This is a genomic window from Volucribacter amazonae, from assembly GCF_029783845.1.
Classification (GTDB): Bacteria; Pseudomonadota; Gammaproteobacteria; order Enterobacterales; family Pasteurellaceae; genus Volucribacter; species Volucribacter amazonae.
Map to the genome: position 1 here is coordinate 1343352 of NZ_LWID01000001.1, position 17864 is coordinate 1361215.

14 protein-coding genes are annotated in these 17864 nt (G+C 40.2%); 4 read left to right on the forward strand and 10 right to left on the reverse strand.

Annotation, left to right across the window (positions count from 1 at the left end; all coding sequences use genetic code 11):
* The first annotated feature begins 11 nt into the window (after positions 1–11).
* Positions 12–1388, forward strand: coding sequence for a Trk system potassium transporter TrkA (gene trkA, locus A6A20_RS06470; protein ID WP_279572674.1), 1377 nt, complete (start codon positions 12–14; stop codon positions 1386–1388).
* Between the two features lie 306 nt (positions 1389–1694).
* Here trkA and A6A20_RS06475 read toward each other — a convergent pair.
* From A6A20_RS06475 to lptM, 10 genes are all read right to left on the reverse strand, one after another.
* Positions 1695–3028, reverse strand: a protein-coding gene (locus A6A20_RS06475) for an IS3 family transposase (protein ID WP_279571979.1) whose coding sequence is annotated in 2 segments (ribosomal slippage) — positions 1695–2572 and positions 2572–3028 — 1335 coding nt in all. Because the reading frame shifts where the segments join, the coding sequence is not laid out codon by codon here.
* 242 nt (positions 3029–3270) lie between these two features.
* Complete coding sequence (locus tag A6A20_RS06480; protein ID WP_279572675.1) at positions 3271–3819, reverse strand: YgjV family protein; 549 nt, start codon at positions 3817–3819, stop codon at positions 3271–3273.
* A gap of 23 nt (positions 3820–3842) precedes the next feature.
* Positions 3843–5345 (reverse strand): helicase HerA-like C-terminal domain-containing protein, encoded by a 1503-nt coding sequence (locus A6A20_RS06485; protein ID WP_279572676.1) that lies wholly within the window; start codon positions 5343–5345, stop codon positions 3843–3845.
* A gap of 107 nt (positions 5346–5452) precedes the next feature.
* Positions 5453–6754, reverse strand: a complete 1302-nt coding sequence (locus A6A20_RS06490; RefSeq protein ID WP_279572677.1) for a sodium ion-translocating decarboxylase subunit beta — start codon at positions 6752–6754, stop codon at positions 5453–5455.
* Positions 6755–6762: 8 nt separating this feature from the next.
* Positions 6763–8583 carry a sodium-extruding oxaloacetate decarboxylase subunit alpha gene (oadA, locus tag A6A20_RS06495; RefSeq protein WP_279572678.1) on the reverse strand — a complete coding sequence of 607 codons (1821 nt, stop codon included), beginning with the start codon at positions 8581–8583 and terminating at the stop codon, positions 6763–6765.
* A gap of 3 nt (positions 8584–8586) precedes the next feature.
* On the reverse strand, positions 8587–8856 hold the full coding sequence (locus tag A6A20_RS06500; RefSeq protein ID WP_279572679.1) for an oxaloacetate decarboxylase subunit gamma: 270 nt from the start codon (positions 8854–8856) through the stop codon (positions 8587–8589).
* A gap of 493 nt (positions 8857–9349) precedes the next feature.
* Entirely contained in the window at positions 9350–10885 is a 1536-nt protein-coding gene (ilvA, locus tag A6A20_RS06505; protein ID WP_279572680.1) for a threonine ammonia-lyase, biosynthetic, read from the reverse strand.
* Between the two features lie 67 nt (positions 10886–10952).
* Positions 10953–12677: a proline--tRNA ligase gene (proS, locus tag A6A20_RS06510; protein ID WP_279573759.1), complete on the reverse strand. Its 1725-nt coding sequence runs from the start codon at positions 12675–12677 to the stop codon at positions 10953–10955.
* Positions 12678–12765: 88 nt separating this feature from the next.
* Positions 12766–14016 carry a diaminopimelate decarboxylase gene (gene lysA, locus A6A20_RS06515; protein ID WP_279572681.1) on the reverse strand — a complete coding sequence of 417 codons (1251 nt, stop codon included), beginning with the start codon at positions 14014–14016 and terminating at the stop codon, positions 12766–12768.
* A 24-nt stretch (positions 14017–14040) separates the two neighbouring features.
* On the reverse strand, positions 14041–14154 hold the full coding sequence (lptM, locus tag A6A20_RS06520; RefSeq protein WP_279573760.1) for an LPS translocon maturation chaperone LptM: 114 nt from the start codon (positions 14152–14154) through the stop codon (positions 14041–14043).
* Positions 14155–14384: 230 nt separating this feature from the next.
* Here lptM and mioC point away from each other — a divergent pair, with 230 nt between their 5' ends.
* The 3 genes from mioC (at position 14385) to rsmG (ending at position 17828) form a co-directional block, all read left to right on the forward strand.
* Positions 14385–14831, forward strand: coding sequence for an FMN-binding protein MioC (gene mioC / locus A6A20_RS06525; RefSeq protein ID WP_279572682.1), 447 nt, complete (start codon positions 14385–14387; stop codon positions 14829–14831).
* 473 nt (positions 14832–15304) lie between these two features.
* The gene (gene mnmG / locus A6A20_RS06530) at positions 15305–17194 is read left to right on the forward strand and encodes a tRNA uridine-5-carboxymethylaminomethyl(34) synthesis enzyme MnmG (protein WP_279572683.1); all 1890 of its coding nucleotides are present in this window, start codon (positions 15305–15307) and stop codon (positions 17192–17194) included.
* A gap of 7 nt (positions 17195–17201) precedes the next feature.
* Positions 17202–17828 carry a 16S rRNA (guanine(527)-N(7))-methyltransferase RsmG gene (rsmG, locus tag A6A20_RS06535; RefSeq protein ID WP_279572684.1) on the forward strand — a complete coding sequence of 209 codons (627 nt, stop codon included), beginning with the start codon at positions 17202–17204 and terminating at the stop codon, positions 17826–17828.
* Positions 17829–17864 lie beyond the last annotated feature (36 nt).

Consider the following 17864-nt stretch of genomic DNA (forward strand, 5'->3'; position numbering starts at 1 on the left):
CAGGTGGAACAATGAAAATCATTATTCTCGGTGCAGGACAAGTAGGTACAACCCTCGCTGAAAATTTAGTTAGCGAAGACAATGATATTACCTTGGTGGATAACAATCCGCAACGCTTAACCAATTTACAAGAGAAACACGATTTACGGGTGGTAATGGGTATGGCGTCCTCGCCAACCATTTTGCGTGAAGCTGGGGCGTCTGATGCGGATTTATTAGTGGCGGTAACCAATTCCGATGAAACCAATATGATTGCTAGTCAAATTGCTTATACCTTGTTTAATATTCCCACTAAAATCGCACGTATTCGCCAAGCTGATTATATTCGTGAGAAAAACAAATTATTTCAGCCTGATGTGATCCCCATTGATCATGTTATTTCCCCTGAAAAATTGGTTACCGAAGATATTGTCCGACTTGTGGATTATCCAGGGGCATTGCAAGTTGCCCATTTTGCCGACAATGCCATTAGTATTGTGGTGGTTAAAGCCTATTATGGTGGTCCATTGGTTGGCAACGCTATTTCGGCGATGAAAGATTATTTACCCCATATTGATTGCCGTATTTTATCCATTTTACGCAATGATAAAACCATTCGTCCACAAGGCTCAACCATTATAGAGGCAGGCGATGAAGTTACCTTTATTTGTGCCACTGAGCATATTAAAGCGGTTATGAGCCAGCTACAACGCTTAGAAAAAGCCTACAAAAAGATTATGATTGCTGGCGGTGGCAATATTGGTAGTGGCATTGCCAAAAACTTAGAAGATCATTGCTACGTTAAGGTTATTGAACGCAATCCGCAACGTGCCTCATTGCTGGCAGAGAAATTAGCTAAAACCCTCGTATTTTGTGGCGATCCTTCCGATCAAAGCCTGTTATTTGAAGAACATATTGAAAATATTGATGTCTTTATTGCGGTTACCAGCGATGATGAAGCGAATATTATGTCTGCTTTATTAGCAAAACGGCTTGGGGCGAAAAAAGTAATAGTGCTTATTCAGCGTATGGCTTATATCAATTTAGTGCAAGGTGGCACGATTGATATTGCTATCTCGCCACAACAAGCCACCATTTCCGCCTTATTAAGCCATGTCCGAAAGGGGGATATTGTTAAAGTTGCCTCGCTACGCCATGGTTTTGCTGAAGCCTTAGAAGCCATTGCCCATGGAAACAGTCACACTTCAAATGTGATTGGACGTAGCATTGGCGAACTAAAATTACCTACGGGTGCAATAATTGGAGCAATTTTACGCAATAATGTGGTCATTATGGCGAGAAAAAATGTGATGATTGAAGAAAACGATCACGTTATTGTTTACCTTAGCGATAAAAAATATGTGAGCGAAATTGAAAAATTATTCCAGCCTTCGGTGTTTTTTATTTAACTTATCGTTATTTTATAGTCGTTTCAATTAAAAATGAAACAAAGTAGTACAATGAGGTTGTTAAAGTGCGGTTGGTTTTTGAATTATTTTTTCACTTTTATTTCTCCGTTATTGCTAACGGTTTTCGCCCCCTTTTACAAAGGGGACGACCTACTTTCTTTACTATTCAGAGGACAGAATAATGGATATGCTAATTTATTGATATTTAAAATTAATACTGTCTTCTGTCCTCAGTTCTCTGTCCTCTGAACGCCAAAATTATTCTATCGTTCTAAGTTTAGGTGATCTGACCCCAAAAACTTAGACTTACCTCATCAATGACTGAACCCTATACGCCACCGGGCTCAATCCGTTTAATTTAGCTTGAATACGTTTATTGTTGTAATATGCAATATATTCATGCAACGCCGTTTCCAGTTGCTCAAAACGCTCAAAAACCTTACCAAAATAACATTCCGTTTTTAACCGCCCGAAAAAACTTTCCATCGCACTATTATCAAGGCAATTGCCTTTCCGAGACATACTCTGGCGGATACCCTTTTCTTGCAATAATCGCTGATAACCTATCATCTGATATTGCCAACCCTGATCGGAATGCAGTATCGGCTTGCTTCCATCAAGTTTGGCAATAGCTTGCCCCATCATTCGCCTAATTTGCTCAAAATTCGCACTGCGAGAAATATCATAAGCAATAATTTCCCCATTAAATAAATCCTTTATGGGTGATAAATATAGCTTGCCCTCTTTACACTTAAATTCGCTCACATCGGTTACCCATTTCTCATTAGGGGCTTTCGCCTGAAAATCTTGTTGCAAAAGATTGTCCGCAATATCGCCCACCTTTCCGCGATAAGAGCGGTATTTTTGCTGAACACATTTCCCTTTTAAGCCTAACTGCTGCATAATCGCTTGCACTTTTTTATGATTAATCATCATAGACTTACGCAATTCAGCACAAACACGCCGATAGCCATAATTTCCCTGATTTTCCTCGTAAATTTCCAGAATTTTCTCGGTGATTTCCGCATTTTTCTCGCTTTTTGGCGGCAAATGGTAAAAGAATGTACTCCGTTTCAATCCTGTCAAGGTCAGCAAGATTTCTAAAGGAAAATGTTGGCGTAATGCCTTAACTATTTCGGCTTTTTCCGGATTTTTTGCTGGCTTAACTCTTGCCACTTTTTTAGAATGGCGACCTCCGCCTCAAGCTCTAAAATACGATAACGCAAGCGTTCTTCTTCGGTTTTCGGTGGCGGTGGCATTTGGGGGTATTTGGTTTTCATTTTGCTTGAACCTTGAGGTTTTTTCGACAATAGCCCGTTTATACCTTGTTCTAAATAATTTTTCAACCATTGGCTGATAAGCCCTGTATTAGACAAACCAAAGTCAACCATCGCTTGCTCGGCGGTACAATCTCCACGCAGAATGGGTTCAAGTACCTGAAGTTTAAATTCAGGAGAATAAACCTGTCGGGTCTGCCGCACTTTTAATCCCTCTTTTCCAGCATAATTAAATAAGCGGAGCCAGCATCTTACTACCTTTTTCGCGAGGTTAAAATGGCGACAAGTGTGGGCAAGTTCGTTGTTATGCTGAAAATAGAAATCAATCACTTGTTGTTTAAAGTCTTGGCTATATTTTGTCATAAAAAATCTGCTCCTTAATCTGTTGGTTAGTTAGTCCAACTTTTGGGGGGCAGATCAAGGCAGGGCTTTTTAAGGGGGTAAGGGAGCGTTATTTGCTTTATACAATAAGTATAGTCGTTCCACTTTAAAATGATACAGCGTTGGCACGCCTCGCCGTACTACTTGTACTGTCTTCGGCGTACCGCCTTGTCTCATTTTAAATTGAAACGACTATATAAGGGGTCTGACAAAATGTATTATTCTTATTTGAAACGATTATAATATGATGTGCGGTAACGTAACATTCTAATAATGGTAAAACCATTAACCCCAATAACCGTCAATTCTAATAACACGCCACCAATAGAACCAATCAAAATATTATTGATTAACCAACACAATGATCCCATTAACATTAGCAAACGCATTTTTATTCCTGTTAATAAGAATAAGGCGATTGTCCCTGATGTTGAGCCGATAATGGGTAATAGGCTAATGGCAGAGGTGGCGGTATAACCGCCAATGGCAATCATCATCGCCACAAAAGTAAATGCAATATAAGGGGAACAAACAAAAATAGAAAATAGGGTGCGACAACCTGAAATAAAGGAAGTAAGTGCGGAAATATGAGCATCTAATAATAAAAAATGTAAAGTATAAACCACACTCAGTAGCACCATATACATTTTTAGTTTTTTATCATTACGCTGCCAAAAAACCAAAATCCCCAACAAAAAAGCGAGTAAACCTAGCCATTGTGCCAAGGGTAAATGTAAAACATAAGATAGGGGATCTTGCCAAAAAGTTACCATTGTTTTCCCCCTATCATTTTATCCTATTTTTTCAACGCACCGAGAATACCACGCATAATCTGTTTGGTAATTTGATTACGCAAATTACGTCCCACTGATTTTGCTACGCTACTGACCATTTGTTCTGTTACCGTTAATTGTTCGCCACGCTTTTTCTGTCCAAAAATCAAGCGATTTAACCGCCCCATAAAACCTTCTTCTGCTTGCTGTTGAGCCTGTTCCGCTTGTTTTTCTGCAACATTAGCCAAATCAGCTTGTTGTTGTAACATTTCAAATGCGGATTCATTATCCACTTCATCACGATAAACGGGATAAAGTTCATCATCTTTTACCCAAGCCTGACGTTGTTCAGCGGTTAATGGTGTAAGTTGGCTTTTCGGCGGATAAATATAAGCACGTTCTACTGGTTGCGGCATACCTTTTTCATCTAAAAAAGAAACCAACGCCTCGCCTACTGCAAGTTGTGTAATGCTCTCGGTTACATTAATTTGAGGATTGGCACGAAAGGTTTCTGCCGCCGCTTTTACTGCTCTTTGATCCTTTGGGGTAAAAGCTCGCAAGGCGTGTTGTATGCGGTTGCCTAATTGCCCTAACACTGTTTCAGGTAAATCCAGAGGGTTTTGGGTAACAAAATAAATTCCTACCCCTTTTGAACGAATTAAGCGAACCACCTGTTCCACTTTATCTACCAATACTTTAGGGGCATCATCAAAAATAAGATGGGCTTCATCAAAAAACATGACAAAACGAGGTTTATCGGGATCGCCCACTTCTGGTAATTGTTCAAATAATTCGGACATTAACCATAATAGGAACGCACTATACATTTTCGGCGAGTTAATTAACTTTTCTGAATTTAAAATATTAATTACCCCCTGATCGCCCCTTGTTTGCAACCAATCTTCTAAATTTAACGCAGGTTCGCCAAAGAGATGAGTCGCCCCTTGATTTTCTAGGGTTAATAATGCACGCTGAATTGCCCCCACACTGGCAGCAGAAACATTACCATATTCAAGTTGATAACTTTTACTATTCTCTGCCACATGTTTAAGCATCGCTCGTAAATCTTTTAGATCGATCAATAACAAACCTTTATCATCAGCCACCCGAAAAACCAAATTAAGCAAGCCCTCTTGGGTTGCATTTAAATTAAGTAAACGGGCTAATAATAACGGTCCCATTTCAGAAATGGTGGTGCGTAAGGGAATACCCGTTTCGCCAAAAACGTCCCAAAATGAAACGGGATAACCTGATAAATATTGTTCGCCACCAAGCTGAAATTGCTCAATACGTTCAGCAATTTTGCCCTTTAGCTCGCCAGCTTGCACTAAACCTGATAAATCCCCTTTCACGTCAACTAAAAATACAGGCACGCCATTATCACTAAACGCTTCTGCCATTTTGCGTAAACTCACTGTTTTGCCAGTACCTGTCGCTCCAGCAATTAAACCATGACGATTTGCCATTTTGGCGTGAATAGCGAGATTTTCGCCTTGGTGGGTTTGGGCAAGGAAATATTGATTCATAAAGATACCTTGAATGAAAAAGTGCGGTTACATTTGTTAAAATTTTAGCAAATTTGACCGCACTTTGGCAAAGTTTCCATTATTATCATTTGCACTATAATATAGGCTTACATCACACTAATATACCGCAACATTACCCCTGCAGCGATTGCTGAGCCGATTACGCCCGCCACATTAGGTCCCATTGCGTGCATAAGCAAAAAGTTTTGCGAATCTGCTTCTAAGCCTAATTTATTAGAAACCCTCGCAGCCATAGGGACAGCGGATACCCCTGCTGAGCCGATAAGGGGGTTAATTTTATGTTGGCTAAATTTATTCATCAATTTTGCCATTAGCACACCGCTTGCTGTACCAATGGCAAAGGCGATAACTCCAAGCACTAAAATGCCTAAGGTTTGCGGTTGTAAAAATTTATCAGCCACTAATTTTGCCCCTACGGACAAACCTAATACAATGGTAACAATATTGATTAACGCATTTTGAGCCGTATCACTAAGCCGTTCCACCACCCCACTCACTCGCATAAGATTACCAAAGCAAAACATTCCTAATAATGGGGCGGCATCAGGTAATAATAACGCCACAAGCAATAACAGGATTATAGGAAAGAGAATTTTTTCTCGTTGGCTAACATTGCGTAGCTGTACCATTTTTATTTGGCGTTCTTGTGAATTGGTTAAGGCTCGCATAATCGGCGGTTGGATTAATGGGACTAATGCCATATAAGAATAAGCGGCGACGGCAATAGCCCCCAATAATTCAGGGGCAAGTTTACTGGCAAGATAAATCGCCGTTGGACCGTCTGCCCCACCAATAATCCCAATAGCGGCAGCTTGTGGTAAGCTAAAATCAATAAGCCCTGTCCAATTTAATGCCAATGCCCCTAAGACAGTAGCAAAAATGCCAAATTGTGCTGCGGCACCAAGTAATAAAGTGCGAGGGTTTGCCAATAAAGGACCAAAATCCGTCATTGCCCCTACCCCCATAAAAATAATCAGCGGGGCAGCACCTGAATTAATAGCAACCTCATAAAATAACGCTAAAATCCCAGCACTATATCCTAAATCCTTTGCCAATAATTCCGCTTGCTGATGATAGACTGCAGGTAATTGTGCTAAGGTTGCTTGAATCGCCGTTGGATTTGCTTGACTATTCAACATTTCCGCCAGTTGAGCAAGATGATCAGTGTTTTGACTATGCAATAAGTTTTCCAAGGCGGTAAATGCCATACCTGCCTCTGGAATATTTGATAATAATCCACCAAAACCAATAGGCAATAACAATAAAGGTTCAAACTTTTTCACAATGGCAAGCCAAAGTAATAATAGACTTACCATAATCATTATTGCTTGCCCCCAACTTAAATGGGCGATTCCTGTGCCTTGTAATAGAGCAATCATACTTTCCATAGAGCCACCTACACTAATTGCATTAAGCTATCGCCAACATTAACCGCATCGCCTTTTTTCACGTTAATTCCCTGTACTTTACCCGCTTGAGCTGCACGAATTTCGGTTTCCATTTTCATCGCCTCAAGCACTAATAACACCTGATCTTTTGCCACCTGTTCGCCCTCGCTAACACACACGTCCCAAATATTCCCTGCCATAGGGGCGTTGACGCTAATCCCTGCCGAAGAAGTCTGTTCTGCTTGTGGGCGAGTATTTGTAACCGTTGGCGTTTCCTTAGGATTAACTTGCGGTTCAATATCTTGAATATCGCCCCCCTCACTCACTTTCACCACAAAGGCTTTGCCCTCAAGTTCCACCCGATAAACCGCTGAACCTGTTGTGTTACTTTGACCAAGTGCGGTGTCTTTTGCCAAAATTTTTTCATCAGCTCGTGTGGGTGCTGGCTCAAAAGCCGCTGGATTATGCCGATTTTCTAAATACTTCCAACCAATTTGCGGAAATAACGCCACAATAAGCACATCATCAATCACATTTTCCGCTAACTTAATCCCTTTTTGTTGAGCTTGTTGCTGAATATCTTGGCTTAACTGTGCCATTTCAGGGGCTAAATGATCGGCTGGACGATCGGTAATGGCTGGTTCGCCATTCAATACTCTTGCTTGTAACTGCTGATTAACAGGGGCAGGTGTTTTACCATATTCGCCCTTTAAAATTCCTGCGGTTTCTTTGGCAATAGTTTTATAACGCTCTCCCATTAAAACATTGATTACCGCTTGCGTTCCTACAATTTGTGAAGTAGGCGTAACCAAAGGAATAAAGCCTAAATCCTCACGCACTTTAGGAATTTCTTGTAGCACTTGATCCAATTTATCACTTGCATTTTGTTGTTTTAGCTGACTTTCCAAGTTAGTCAACATTCCACCGGGTACTTGTGCTAGCAAAATACGGCTATCAATCCCCCGTAATTGTCCCTCAAACTGAGCATATTTTTTGCGAACTTCTCGGAAATAAGCGGCTATTTTTTCTAAACGATGAAGATCTAAACCTGTATCATAAGGGCTATTTTGCAAGGTTGCCACCAAAGATTCTGTAGCGGGGTGTCCATAAGTTCCGCTCATTGAGGATATGGCAGTATCAATACCGTCCACCCCAGCTTCAACGGCTTTAAGTAATGCCATTTCCGCCATACCTGTGGTGGAATGACAATGTAAGTGTAAACGCACATCATCAGCATAACGCCCCTTAATTTCCGCCACCAATTCCGCTGCCGCCATAGGGGTAAGAATACCTGACATATCCTTAATAACCAGCGAATCCACCCCGATTTCTAATAACTGTTCTGTCGTGTCTAACCAAGTTTGTAAGTTATGAACAGGGCTTGTGGTATAGCTTAAAGCCCCTTGAGCATGAGCACCTTGCTTGCGTACCGCTTTGATCGCTTGCCGCATATTTCTCGGATCATTTAAGGCATCAAATACCCGAAATATGCTCATACCGTTATCCACCGAACGCTCTACAAAGCGATCTACCACATCATCAGCATAATGGCGATAACCAAGCAAATTTTGTCCTCGTAACAACATTTGCAACGGCGTTTTCGGGCAGGCTTTCTTTAACTCTCGCAAGCGTACCCAAGGATCTTCGCCGAGAAAGCGAATACAAGCATCAAAAGTCGCCCCACCCCAAGCCTCTAAAGACCAATACCCCACTTCATCAAGTTCAGCGGCAATAGGCAACATATCATCAAGGCGTAAACGAGTAGCAAAAAGGGATTGGTGGGCATCACGCAATACTAATTCAGTGATTGAAATATTTTTTGTGGTCATAATCTATTCTCCTTGCAATGATTTCTGCCCTTGTTGGCGGCGATGATGATGAACAGCAGCAATAATCACTGGGCGTAAACGAGCAAGTTCATCATCAGCTGGTGTTATGGGTTTAAGATTTTCGTTGGGGATAACTGTTTCAGGGAAAAAACGGTTAATTAATTTGGACATGAAACTAATGGCATAAATTAATATCAGTAGAAAGAATAGGACAAATCCCATACCAACAATCATGAGATTAATACCATGTTGCAATAATTGTATTTCGCTCACAGCTTATCACTCCCGTCTATTATCGCTCGTAATGTTTATAGTCGTTTCAATTTAAAATAAGACAAGGCGGCACACCGAAGACAGTACAAATAGTACGGTGAGGTGTGCCAACACCGTATTATTTCAAAGTGAAACGACTATAATATACATTAGCCTAAGCTAAAATGCTTTGGCTCAGATCACAAAATTGAATATTGTTTATTGAGTGAGTGATGAAAAATGGGGAAAAGTGCGGTGGGTTTTTGGGATTTTTTTCACATTTATTTCTCCGCTTTAGCTAACAGTTTAGCCCCCTTTTTATAGTCGTTTCAATTTAAAATGAGACAAGGCGGTACGCCGAAGACAGTACAAGTAGTACGGCGAGGCGTGCCAACGCTGTATCATTTTAAAGTGGAACGACTATATCAAAGAGGACGACTATTCAGAGGACAGTAATAGATACGCTAATTTATTTTAATACTGTCCTCTGTATTCTGTCCTCAGATATTGAAAACTACCTCAAAAAATAGCGATAAGCAGGGCTATTTGTTACATCTTGATAAGTGTAACCTAATTCCTCTAAATGCTGATTAAAGGCTGTAAGGCTATTTTCATCAATATGAAAACCTGCCAAAATATTGCCATAATCCGCCCCATGAGCTCGGTAGTGGAATAAGGAAATATTCCAGTGCGTGCCAAGGGTTTCTAAGAATTTAATTAATGCCCCTTTTTGCTCTGGAAACTCAAAAGAATAAAGACGTTCTGTGAGGCTACTGGCTCGGCGTCCACCGATCATATAGCGAATATGGGTTTTCGCTACATCATCATCGGACATATCCACCACATCATAACCATTTTGTTGTAATTGATTGATAATATTTTCTTTTTCTTGCTCGCCTTTACTTCTTACACCGACAAAAATACAGGCTTTTTGCTCATCAGTATAACGATAGTTAAATTCGGTTACGGCATAATTGGCAATTAAATTAGCAAAGCGTAAGAAACTGCCTTTTTGTTCTGGAATGGTTACCGCAAGTAAGGCTTCTTGTTTTTCGCCAATTTCGCAACGTTCAGAAACATAACGTAGGGTGTGAAAATTAAGGTTTGCCCCCGATAAGATATTGACTAAGGTTTCCCCTTGGATATTGTGTTGCTTCACATATTTTTTTAGCCCCGCCAAAGATAATGCCCCTGAAGGTTCAGCCACTGCACGCACATTTTCAAATAAATCTTTTAAAGCAGCACAAATTTCGTCATTATCCACTAATACCACATCATCAACATATTGTTGACATAAACGAAAAGTTTCATCGCCAATACGTTTTACTGCCACACCGTCAGCAAATAAGCCAACTCGATCTAAATCTACCGGTTTCCCTGCTTGCAAAGCGGCATATAAACAAGCGGAGTCTTTAGATTCCACCCCAATCACTTTAATTTCTGGCATTAATTGCTTAATAAATACCGCTATCCCTGCTAATAATCCTCCACCACCTGCAGGCACAAAAATACGGTCAATATGCGGATATTGTTGCAATAATTCCATTGCTAATGAACCTTGCCCTGCAATGACGGCAGGGTGATCAAAGGGGGGAATAAAGGTCATATTTTTGCTTTGTGATAATTCAATGGCTTTGGCTTTGGCTTCATCAAAATTTGCTCCATAGAGCAATACTTCGCCACCATAGCCCTTAACGGCTTCCACCTTAATACTTGGGGTATTTTGTGGCATCACAATCAAGGCTTTTAAACCAAGGTGTTTCGCCGATAACGCCACACCTTGAGCATGATTACCAGCGGAAGCCGCTATCACGCCTTTTTGCTTTTGTTGCTCAGTTAAGCCTGCAATCATGGCATAAGCACCACGCAATTTAAAGCTATGTACAGGCTGACGATCTTCACGTTTTACCAATATTTGATTGGCTAAACGCTCTGATAATTTTGGCATAGGTTGCAAGGGTGTAACCTGTGCTAATTCATACACTTTTGCGGTTAAAATCGCCCGTAAATAATCTGCCCCTGTTAACTGTTCACTATGCTGTTCTGACATATTATATCCTTTTATTCCCTCTTTGCATTACCACAAGTCTCCCCACCAAGTGCGGTGGGTTTCGCTATTATTTTTTATGTGGACAAGACGATAAACTTGCCACAAACTCCGCTAATTGAGCTTGGGCAATCATTTTTTTCTCGCCTGTACGGCGGTTTTTATATTCAATTTCGCCATTAGCAAGGTTCTTTTCGCCAATCACGAACATATGCGGTACGCCAATTAATTCCATATCCGCAAACATCACGCCCGGGCGTTCTTTACGATCATCAAAAATGACTTCAATGCCTTGTTGAGTTAAATCGGCATAAAGTTGCTCGGCAAATTGTTGTACATTGGCTGATTTGTGCATATTCATTGGTACAATCGCCACTTTAAACGGCGCAATGGCATCAGGCCAAATAATACCTCTTTCATCGTGATTTTGCTCAATAGCCGCCGCCACAATACGGGTTATCCCAATACCATAACAGCCCATGGTCATCACTAACGGCTTACCGTCCTCACCTTGGACAGTGGCATTCATTGCTGCCGAATATTTTTGCCCTAATTGGAAAATATGCCCCACTTCAATACCACGTCTAATTTGTAAATGGCCTTTACCGTCTGGACTTGGATCGCCCTCTACCACATTACGCAAATCGGCAATTTGCGGTGTGGCTAAATCACGTTCCCAGTTAATCCCAAAATAATGTTTATCATCAATATTTGCCCCAGCGGAGAAGTTATCCATATTAGCAACCGTACGATCAATTACCACAGGGATAGCTAAGTTTAACGGCCCTAATGATCCTGGTCCTGCCCCAATGGTGGCTCGAATTTCTTGCTCGGTGGCAAATTGTAAAGGGCTGGCGACAATATCTAATTTTTCAGCTTTAATTTCATTTAATTCGTGATCACCACGCACTAACAATGCCACAAATTGATGCTCACATTGCTCACTAGCACGCACAATCAAGGTTTTTACCGTTTTCTCAATCGGCACATTAAACTGCTCAACTAATTCCGCAATGGTTTTTGCCGTTGGCGTATCCACTAAACGTAAGGTTTCTGTGGCTTGTCCTCGCTCACCTAATGGCAAGGCTTCTGCTAATTCAATATTAGCGGCAAAATCGCTTTCTGTGGAAAACACAATATCATCTTCGCCACTTTGGGCTAACACTTGAAACTCGTGCGAAGCTGAACCACCAATAGAGCCAGTATCCGCTTGTACCGCCCGAAAATCTAAGCCTAAACGGTTAAAAATATTGGTGTAGGTTTGATACATTACCTCATAAGTTTGTTGCAAACTGGACTGATCAGCATGGAAAGAATAAGCATCTTTCATCAAGAACTCACGTGAACGCATAATGCCAAAACGTGGGCGAATTTCATCACGGAATTTGGTTTGAATTTGATAAAAATTTAAAGGTAATTGTTTATAAGAACTAATTTCACGCCGAACCAAATCAGTGATCGCTTCTTCCGCTGTTGGACTAATAATAAATTCACGATCACCACGATCTTTAAAGCGCAATAATTCTGGTCCATATTGCTCCCAACGCCCCGATTCTTGCCATAATTCTGCGGGCTGAACCACTGGCATTTCAATTTCCAAGGCACATTTATTCATTTCTTCACGAACGATATGTTCAATCTTCTTCAATACACGCATACCTGTGGGTAACCAAGTATAAAGCCCCGAGGCAAGCGGACGAATCATTCCTGCTCGTAACATTAATTGGTGGCTCACTATCTGTGCATCATTTGGGGTTTCTTTTAGGGTTGAAAATAAATATTGACTTGCTTTCATCTCGCTTATTCCTAATAAAAAATGATGCCCATTATTGTTGTTATCCGCTAATGGGCAGAAAAAAGTGCGGTCAATTTTCCAGCTATTTTTATACTTCAATAAGCTGTTCTAATTGCCATAATTCATTCAATGTTTGTCGCCGTCTAATTAAATAGGCTTGATCACCGTCAACCATCACTTCAGCTGTGAGTGGATGAGAATTATAATTTGATGACATACTTGCCCCATAAGCCCCTGCCGAACGCTGTGCAATAAAATCCCCTTGGGCAATGGCTAAGGAACGTTGTTTACCTAAAAAATCCGAGGTTTCACAAATAGGTCCTACTACATCATACACTTGTTTTTCTCTGACTAAACGGCGATCTACCTCAATAATTTGCATATAAGCCTGATACAAAGCCGGGCGAATCATATCATTCATACCCGCATCAACAATGGCAAAATGGCGATCTTCGTGGCTTTTTAAGTATTCTACTTTACTGACCAAAATCCCTGCATTAGCGGCAATAGCTCGCCCCGGCTCAAGAATAATTTCTAGCGGATACTCTTGCAGTTTGGCTAATAAGGCTTTGGCATATTCCGTTGGGTGTGGTGGTTGCTCGTTATTATAGGTAACCCCTAAACCACCGCCTAAATCAAGATGCTGTAAAACAATGCCGGCTTGCTTTAATTGTTCCATTAAGACAATTAACCGATCCGTTGCATCAAGAAAAGGTTGTAACTCGGTTAATTGCGAACCAATATGACAATCCATTCCCACAATTTGAATATGGGGTAATTGGTTAGCTTTTGCATAAACCGCTGGAGCTTGTTCCACGCTAATACCGAATTTATTTTCCTTTAATCCTGTGGAAATATAAGGGTGAGTATGGGCGTCCACATCAGGGTTGACGCGTAACGAAATAGGGGCAATCTTATTTAATCGCCCTGCCACTTGGTTAATCCGTTCTAATTCTGCCTCTGATTCCACATTAAAACAACGAATACCCACCTGCAAAGCACGCTCAATTTCTTGCTCACTTTTGGCGACACCAGAAAATACAATTTTACTTGCCTCACCACCCGCTGCCAGAACGCGTTCTAACTCCCCTTGCGATACAATATCAAAACCAGAACCCAATTTAGCCATAACCTGCAATACCGCGATATTAGGACAAGATTTCACCGCAAAACAAATTAAATGCGGGTGATCGCCAAAGGCTTGATCAAAAGCATGCCAATGTCGCTCAAGAGTGGCTTTAGAATAAATATAAAGTGGTGTACCAAATTGTTCAGCAAGCTGTGCCACTGGCAATTGTTCCGCCATTAATTGATCTTGTTGATATTGAAAAAAATCCATGAATAATCCTAATAATATGCCAATTTAATTTGTTTTTTGCTGTTGCTGTTCAGGAAAATAGAGCGGCCCTTTTACGCCACAAGCAGATAAACCAAGCCCTAATATCGCAATTAGTGAAAGTGCGGTGAGTTTTTTAATCATTTTTACCCCATATATCGGTAACCAATACCAAAGTAGCTCAACATTTTACGTTAAAAAAACCTGCTTGAAAATGGCAACAAACAAAGATAAGAATGTAACCACTAAAAAATGTCATTTCTCTTTATAAGAATATGGCGTTGACACGTTTTGTCTTACAAAAATTTTTTCAAAATAGACCGCACTTTTGTTATATTGCTTACCTTAACAGCAACAACGAAGGATTGAAAATGAAAGAGCAAATTTGTCTTATTACAGGAAGTACCCTAGGGGGTGCGGAATATGTGGCTGAACATCTTGATGATCTATTGCAACAACAAGGTTGGCAAACTCAACTATTACATGGGGCGGATTATAATGATGTAATAGAACAACCTCTCTGGTTAGTGATAACCTCAACCCATGGAGCAGGGGAAATTCCTGAAAACCTCAATCCTTTATTTGAACAAATTCAACAAGCTGACCTTGATCTCAGTGGATTAAAATTTGCGGTAGTGGGACTTGGTAGCTCCGATTATGACACCTTTTGTTTTGCAGTAAATAAAGTAGAGGATATTTTGCAAAGTAAAGGGGCGACTTTACTTTGTCCGTCATTACGCATTGATGTGGTAAAAGAAAGCGATCATGATCAATGTGCGGAAGATTGGTTGCCTAATTTTACTCAACAAATTATTTAAATTTTTAACAACAAATAAAAATAAACATATAACAAGCTGATCCTCGATCAGCTTTTTTGTTTAAATAAAAACCTTTTAAAACTGTGGATAACTCAACAAAAATCTTGTAAAAAAGCTGTTTTTAGCAAAATAATAACTTTTTCCCTAGATTTCATTGTGGATAACTTACGCAGTTATACACAATAAATTATATTGGGTTAATAAAGATCTTCACAATGATCAAAATGATCTAACTTATTTATTTTATTCAAAAAAAGGATCTTATTCACAAAGATCCTAAGATCCAATAATCAGAATAATAAGATCTTTATAGATAAATAAAGATCTATTAATGATCAGCAAAGCCATTTGAATAAGATCCTTTTTCACAAAAGCCATAAATCTACTTTTAAGCTAAACTAATTTTCAGTAAAATAGCCACCAATTATTTGTTATTTATAGAATGATCGAAATAGTCGATCAAAAAGGTTTTTATGTTTTATACGGAAAAATATGATGTCATTGTGATTGGTGGCGGACACGCAGGTACAGAAGCGGCACTTGCCCCCGCAAGAATGGGATTAAAAACCCTGTTACTTACCCATAATATTGATACTTTAGGACAAATGTCTTGTAATCCAGCTATTGGTGGTATTGGTAAAGGGCATTTGGTCAAAGAAATTGATGCCATGGGCGGATTAATGGCGACTGCTACTGACCAAGCTGGGATCCAATTTCGTACCCTAAATAGTTCAAAAGGTCCAGCAGTGCGTGCCACAAGAGCTCAAGCAGATCGTGTGCTTTATCGTCAAGCGGTTCGTGTGGCTTTAGAAAATCAAGCCAATTTGGATCTTTTTCAACAAGAAGTGACTGATATTATTTTAGAACAGGATCGGGTTGCGGGTGTGGTAACCAAAATGGGCTTAAAATTCCACGCTAAAGCGGTGATCCTGACCGCTGGAACTTTTTTAGCGGGTAAGATCCATATTGGGTTAGAAAATTACACAGGGGGACGAGCAGGCGATCCTGCTTCAAGTTTATTAGCAGATCGATTAAGAGATCTTAATTTGCGTGTTGATCGTTTAAAAACGGGAACACCACCACGTTTAGATGCTCGCACCATTAATTTTGATGTACTTGCTAAACAATTTGGCGATGACGTTTTACCTGTTTTCTCTTTTATGGGATCAGTGGATCAACACCCTCGTCAGATCCCTTGTTATATTACCCATACCAATGATCAAACTCATGAAGTGATCCGTCAGAATTTGGATCGTAGTCCAATGTATACAGGGATCATTGAAGGGATCGGTCCACGTTATTGCCCGTCCATTGAAGATAAAGTGATGCGTTTTGCCGAACGCAATGCTCATCAAATTTATCTTGAACCTGAGGGCTTAACCAGTAACGAAGTTTACCCAAATGGAATTTCTACTAGTTTGCCTTTTGATGTACAAATGAAAATTGTTAATTCAATGAAAGGGTTAGAAAACACCCGTATTGTTAAACCGGGTTATGCCATTGAATATGATTATTTTGATCCAAGAGATTTAAAACCGACTTTAGAAACTAAAGCTATTCAAGGTTTATTCTTTGCTGGACAGATTAATGGCACAACAGGTTATGAAGAAGCAGCGGCACAAGGATTATTAGCAGGCATTAATGCGGGTTTACAAGTTCAACAAAAAGAGGCTTGGTATCCACGCCGTGATCAGGCATATATTGGGGTATTGGTTGATGATCTTTGTACTTTAGGGACGAAAGAGCCTTATCGTGTATTTACCTCAAGAGCAGAATACCGTTTATTATTGCGTGAAGATAATGCGGATATGCGTTTGACCCCGATAGCTCATCAACTAGGTTTAATTGATGAACAACGTTGGGCGAGATTTAACCAAAAAATGGAAAATATTGAACGTGAAAGACAGCGATTACGCAGTATTTGGTTGCACCCTCGTAGTGAACATTTAGCGGAAGTGAATGGCATTTTAAGTTCGCCATTAGTACGAGAGGCAAGTGGCGAGGATTTGTTACGCCGCCCAGAAATTTCTTATGCAAAACTGACCGCACTTACCCCTTATCAACCGCCGTTAGTGGATAAAGAAGCGGCGGAACAAGTGGAAATTGCTATTAAGTATCAAGGTTATATTGAACACCAATTAGAAGAAATTGAAAAACAAAAACGCCACGAAAATACCGCAATTCCTGCCAGCTTTGATTATGCCAGTGTCGCAGGCTTATCTAATGAAGTACGCAGTAAATTGGAACAGCATCGCCCTGTGTCCATTGGGCAAGCAAGCCGTATTTCAGGGGTAACACCGGCAGCGATTTCCATTTTGTTGGTTTATTTGAAAAAACAAGGTATGTTGAAACGGGGTGAATAAGCAAACTATGACAACAGCATTAGCGGAAAAATTAAATTTATTGCTAAAACAGACCGCTCTTTCGATAACCGATCAGCAAAAACAACAGCTAGTGGATTTGGTGTTATTATTGGCAAAATGGAATAAAGCTTATAATTTAACCTCAGTGCGTGATCCTATGGAAATGCTGGTTAAGCATATTTTGGATAGTTTAGTGGTTAGCCCATACTTACAAGGACAGCGTTTTATTGATGTGGGTACCGGCCCCGGTTTGCCCGGTTTACCTTTAGCCATTATTAATCCAGATAAACAATTTGTGTTATTGGACAGCTTAGGCAAGCGTATCAGCTTTATTCGTAATGCCATACGAGAATTATCTTTGAAAAACGTTGAAACCGTATTAAGCCGAGTGGAAGTTTATCAACCCGATCATCAATTTGATGGCGTTTTGAGTCGAGCCTTTGCTAGCTTAAAAGATATGGTGGATTGGTGTCAGCATTTGCCGGCTGAAAATGGCAAATTTTATGCCTTAAAAGGGCAATATCAACAACAAGAAGTTGCTCAACTTGATGCGAAGGTCAATGTGGAGCAAGTAATTAACCTACAAGTACCAGAATTAATGGCTGAACGTCATTTAATTTTGCTTAAGAAATGATCGTTTTTATCTATCAAGGTTAATTTTGCTTTTCTT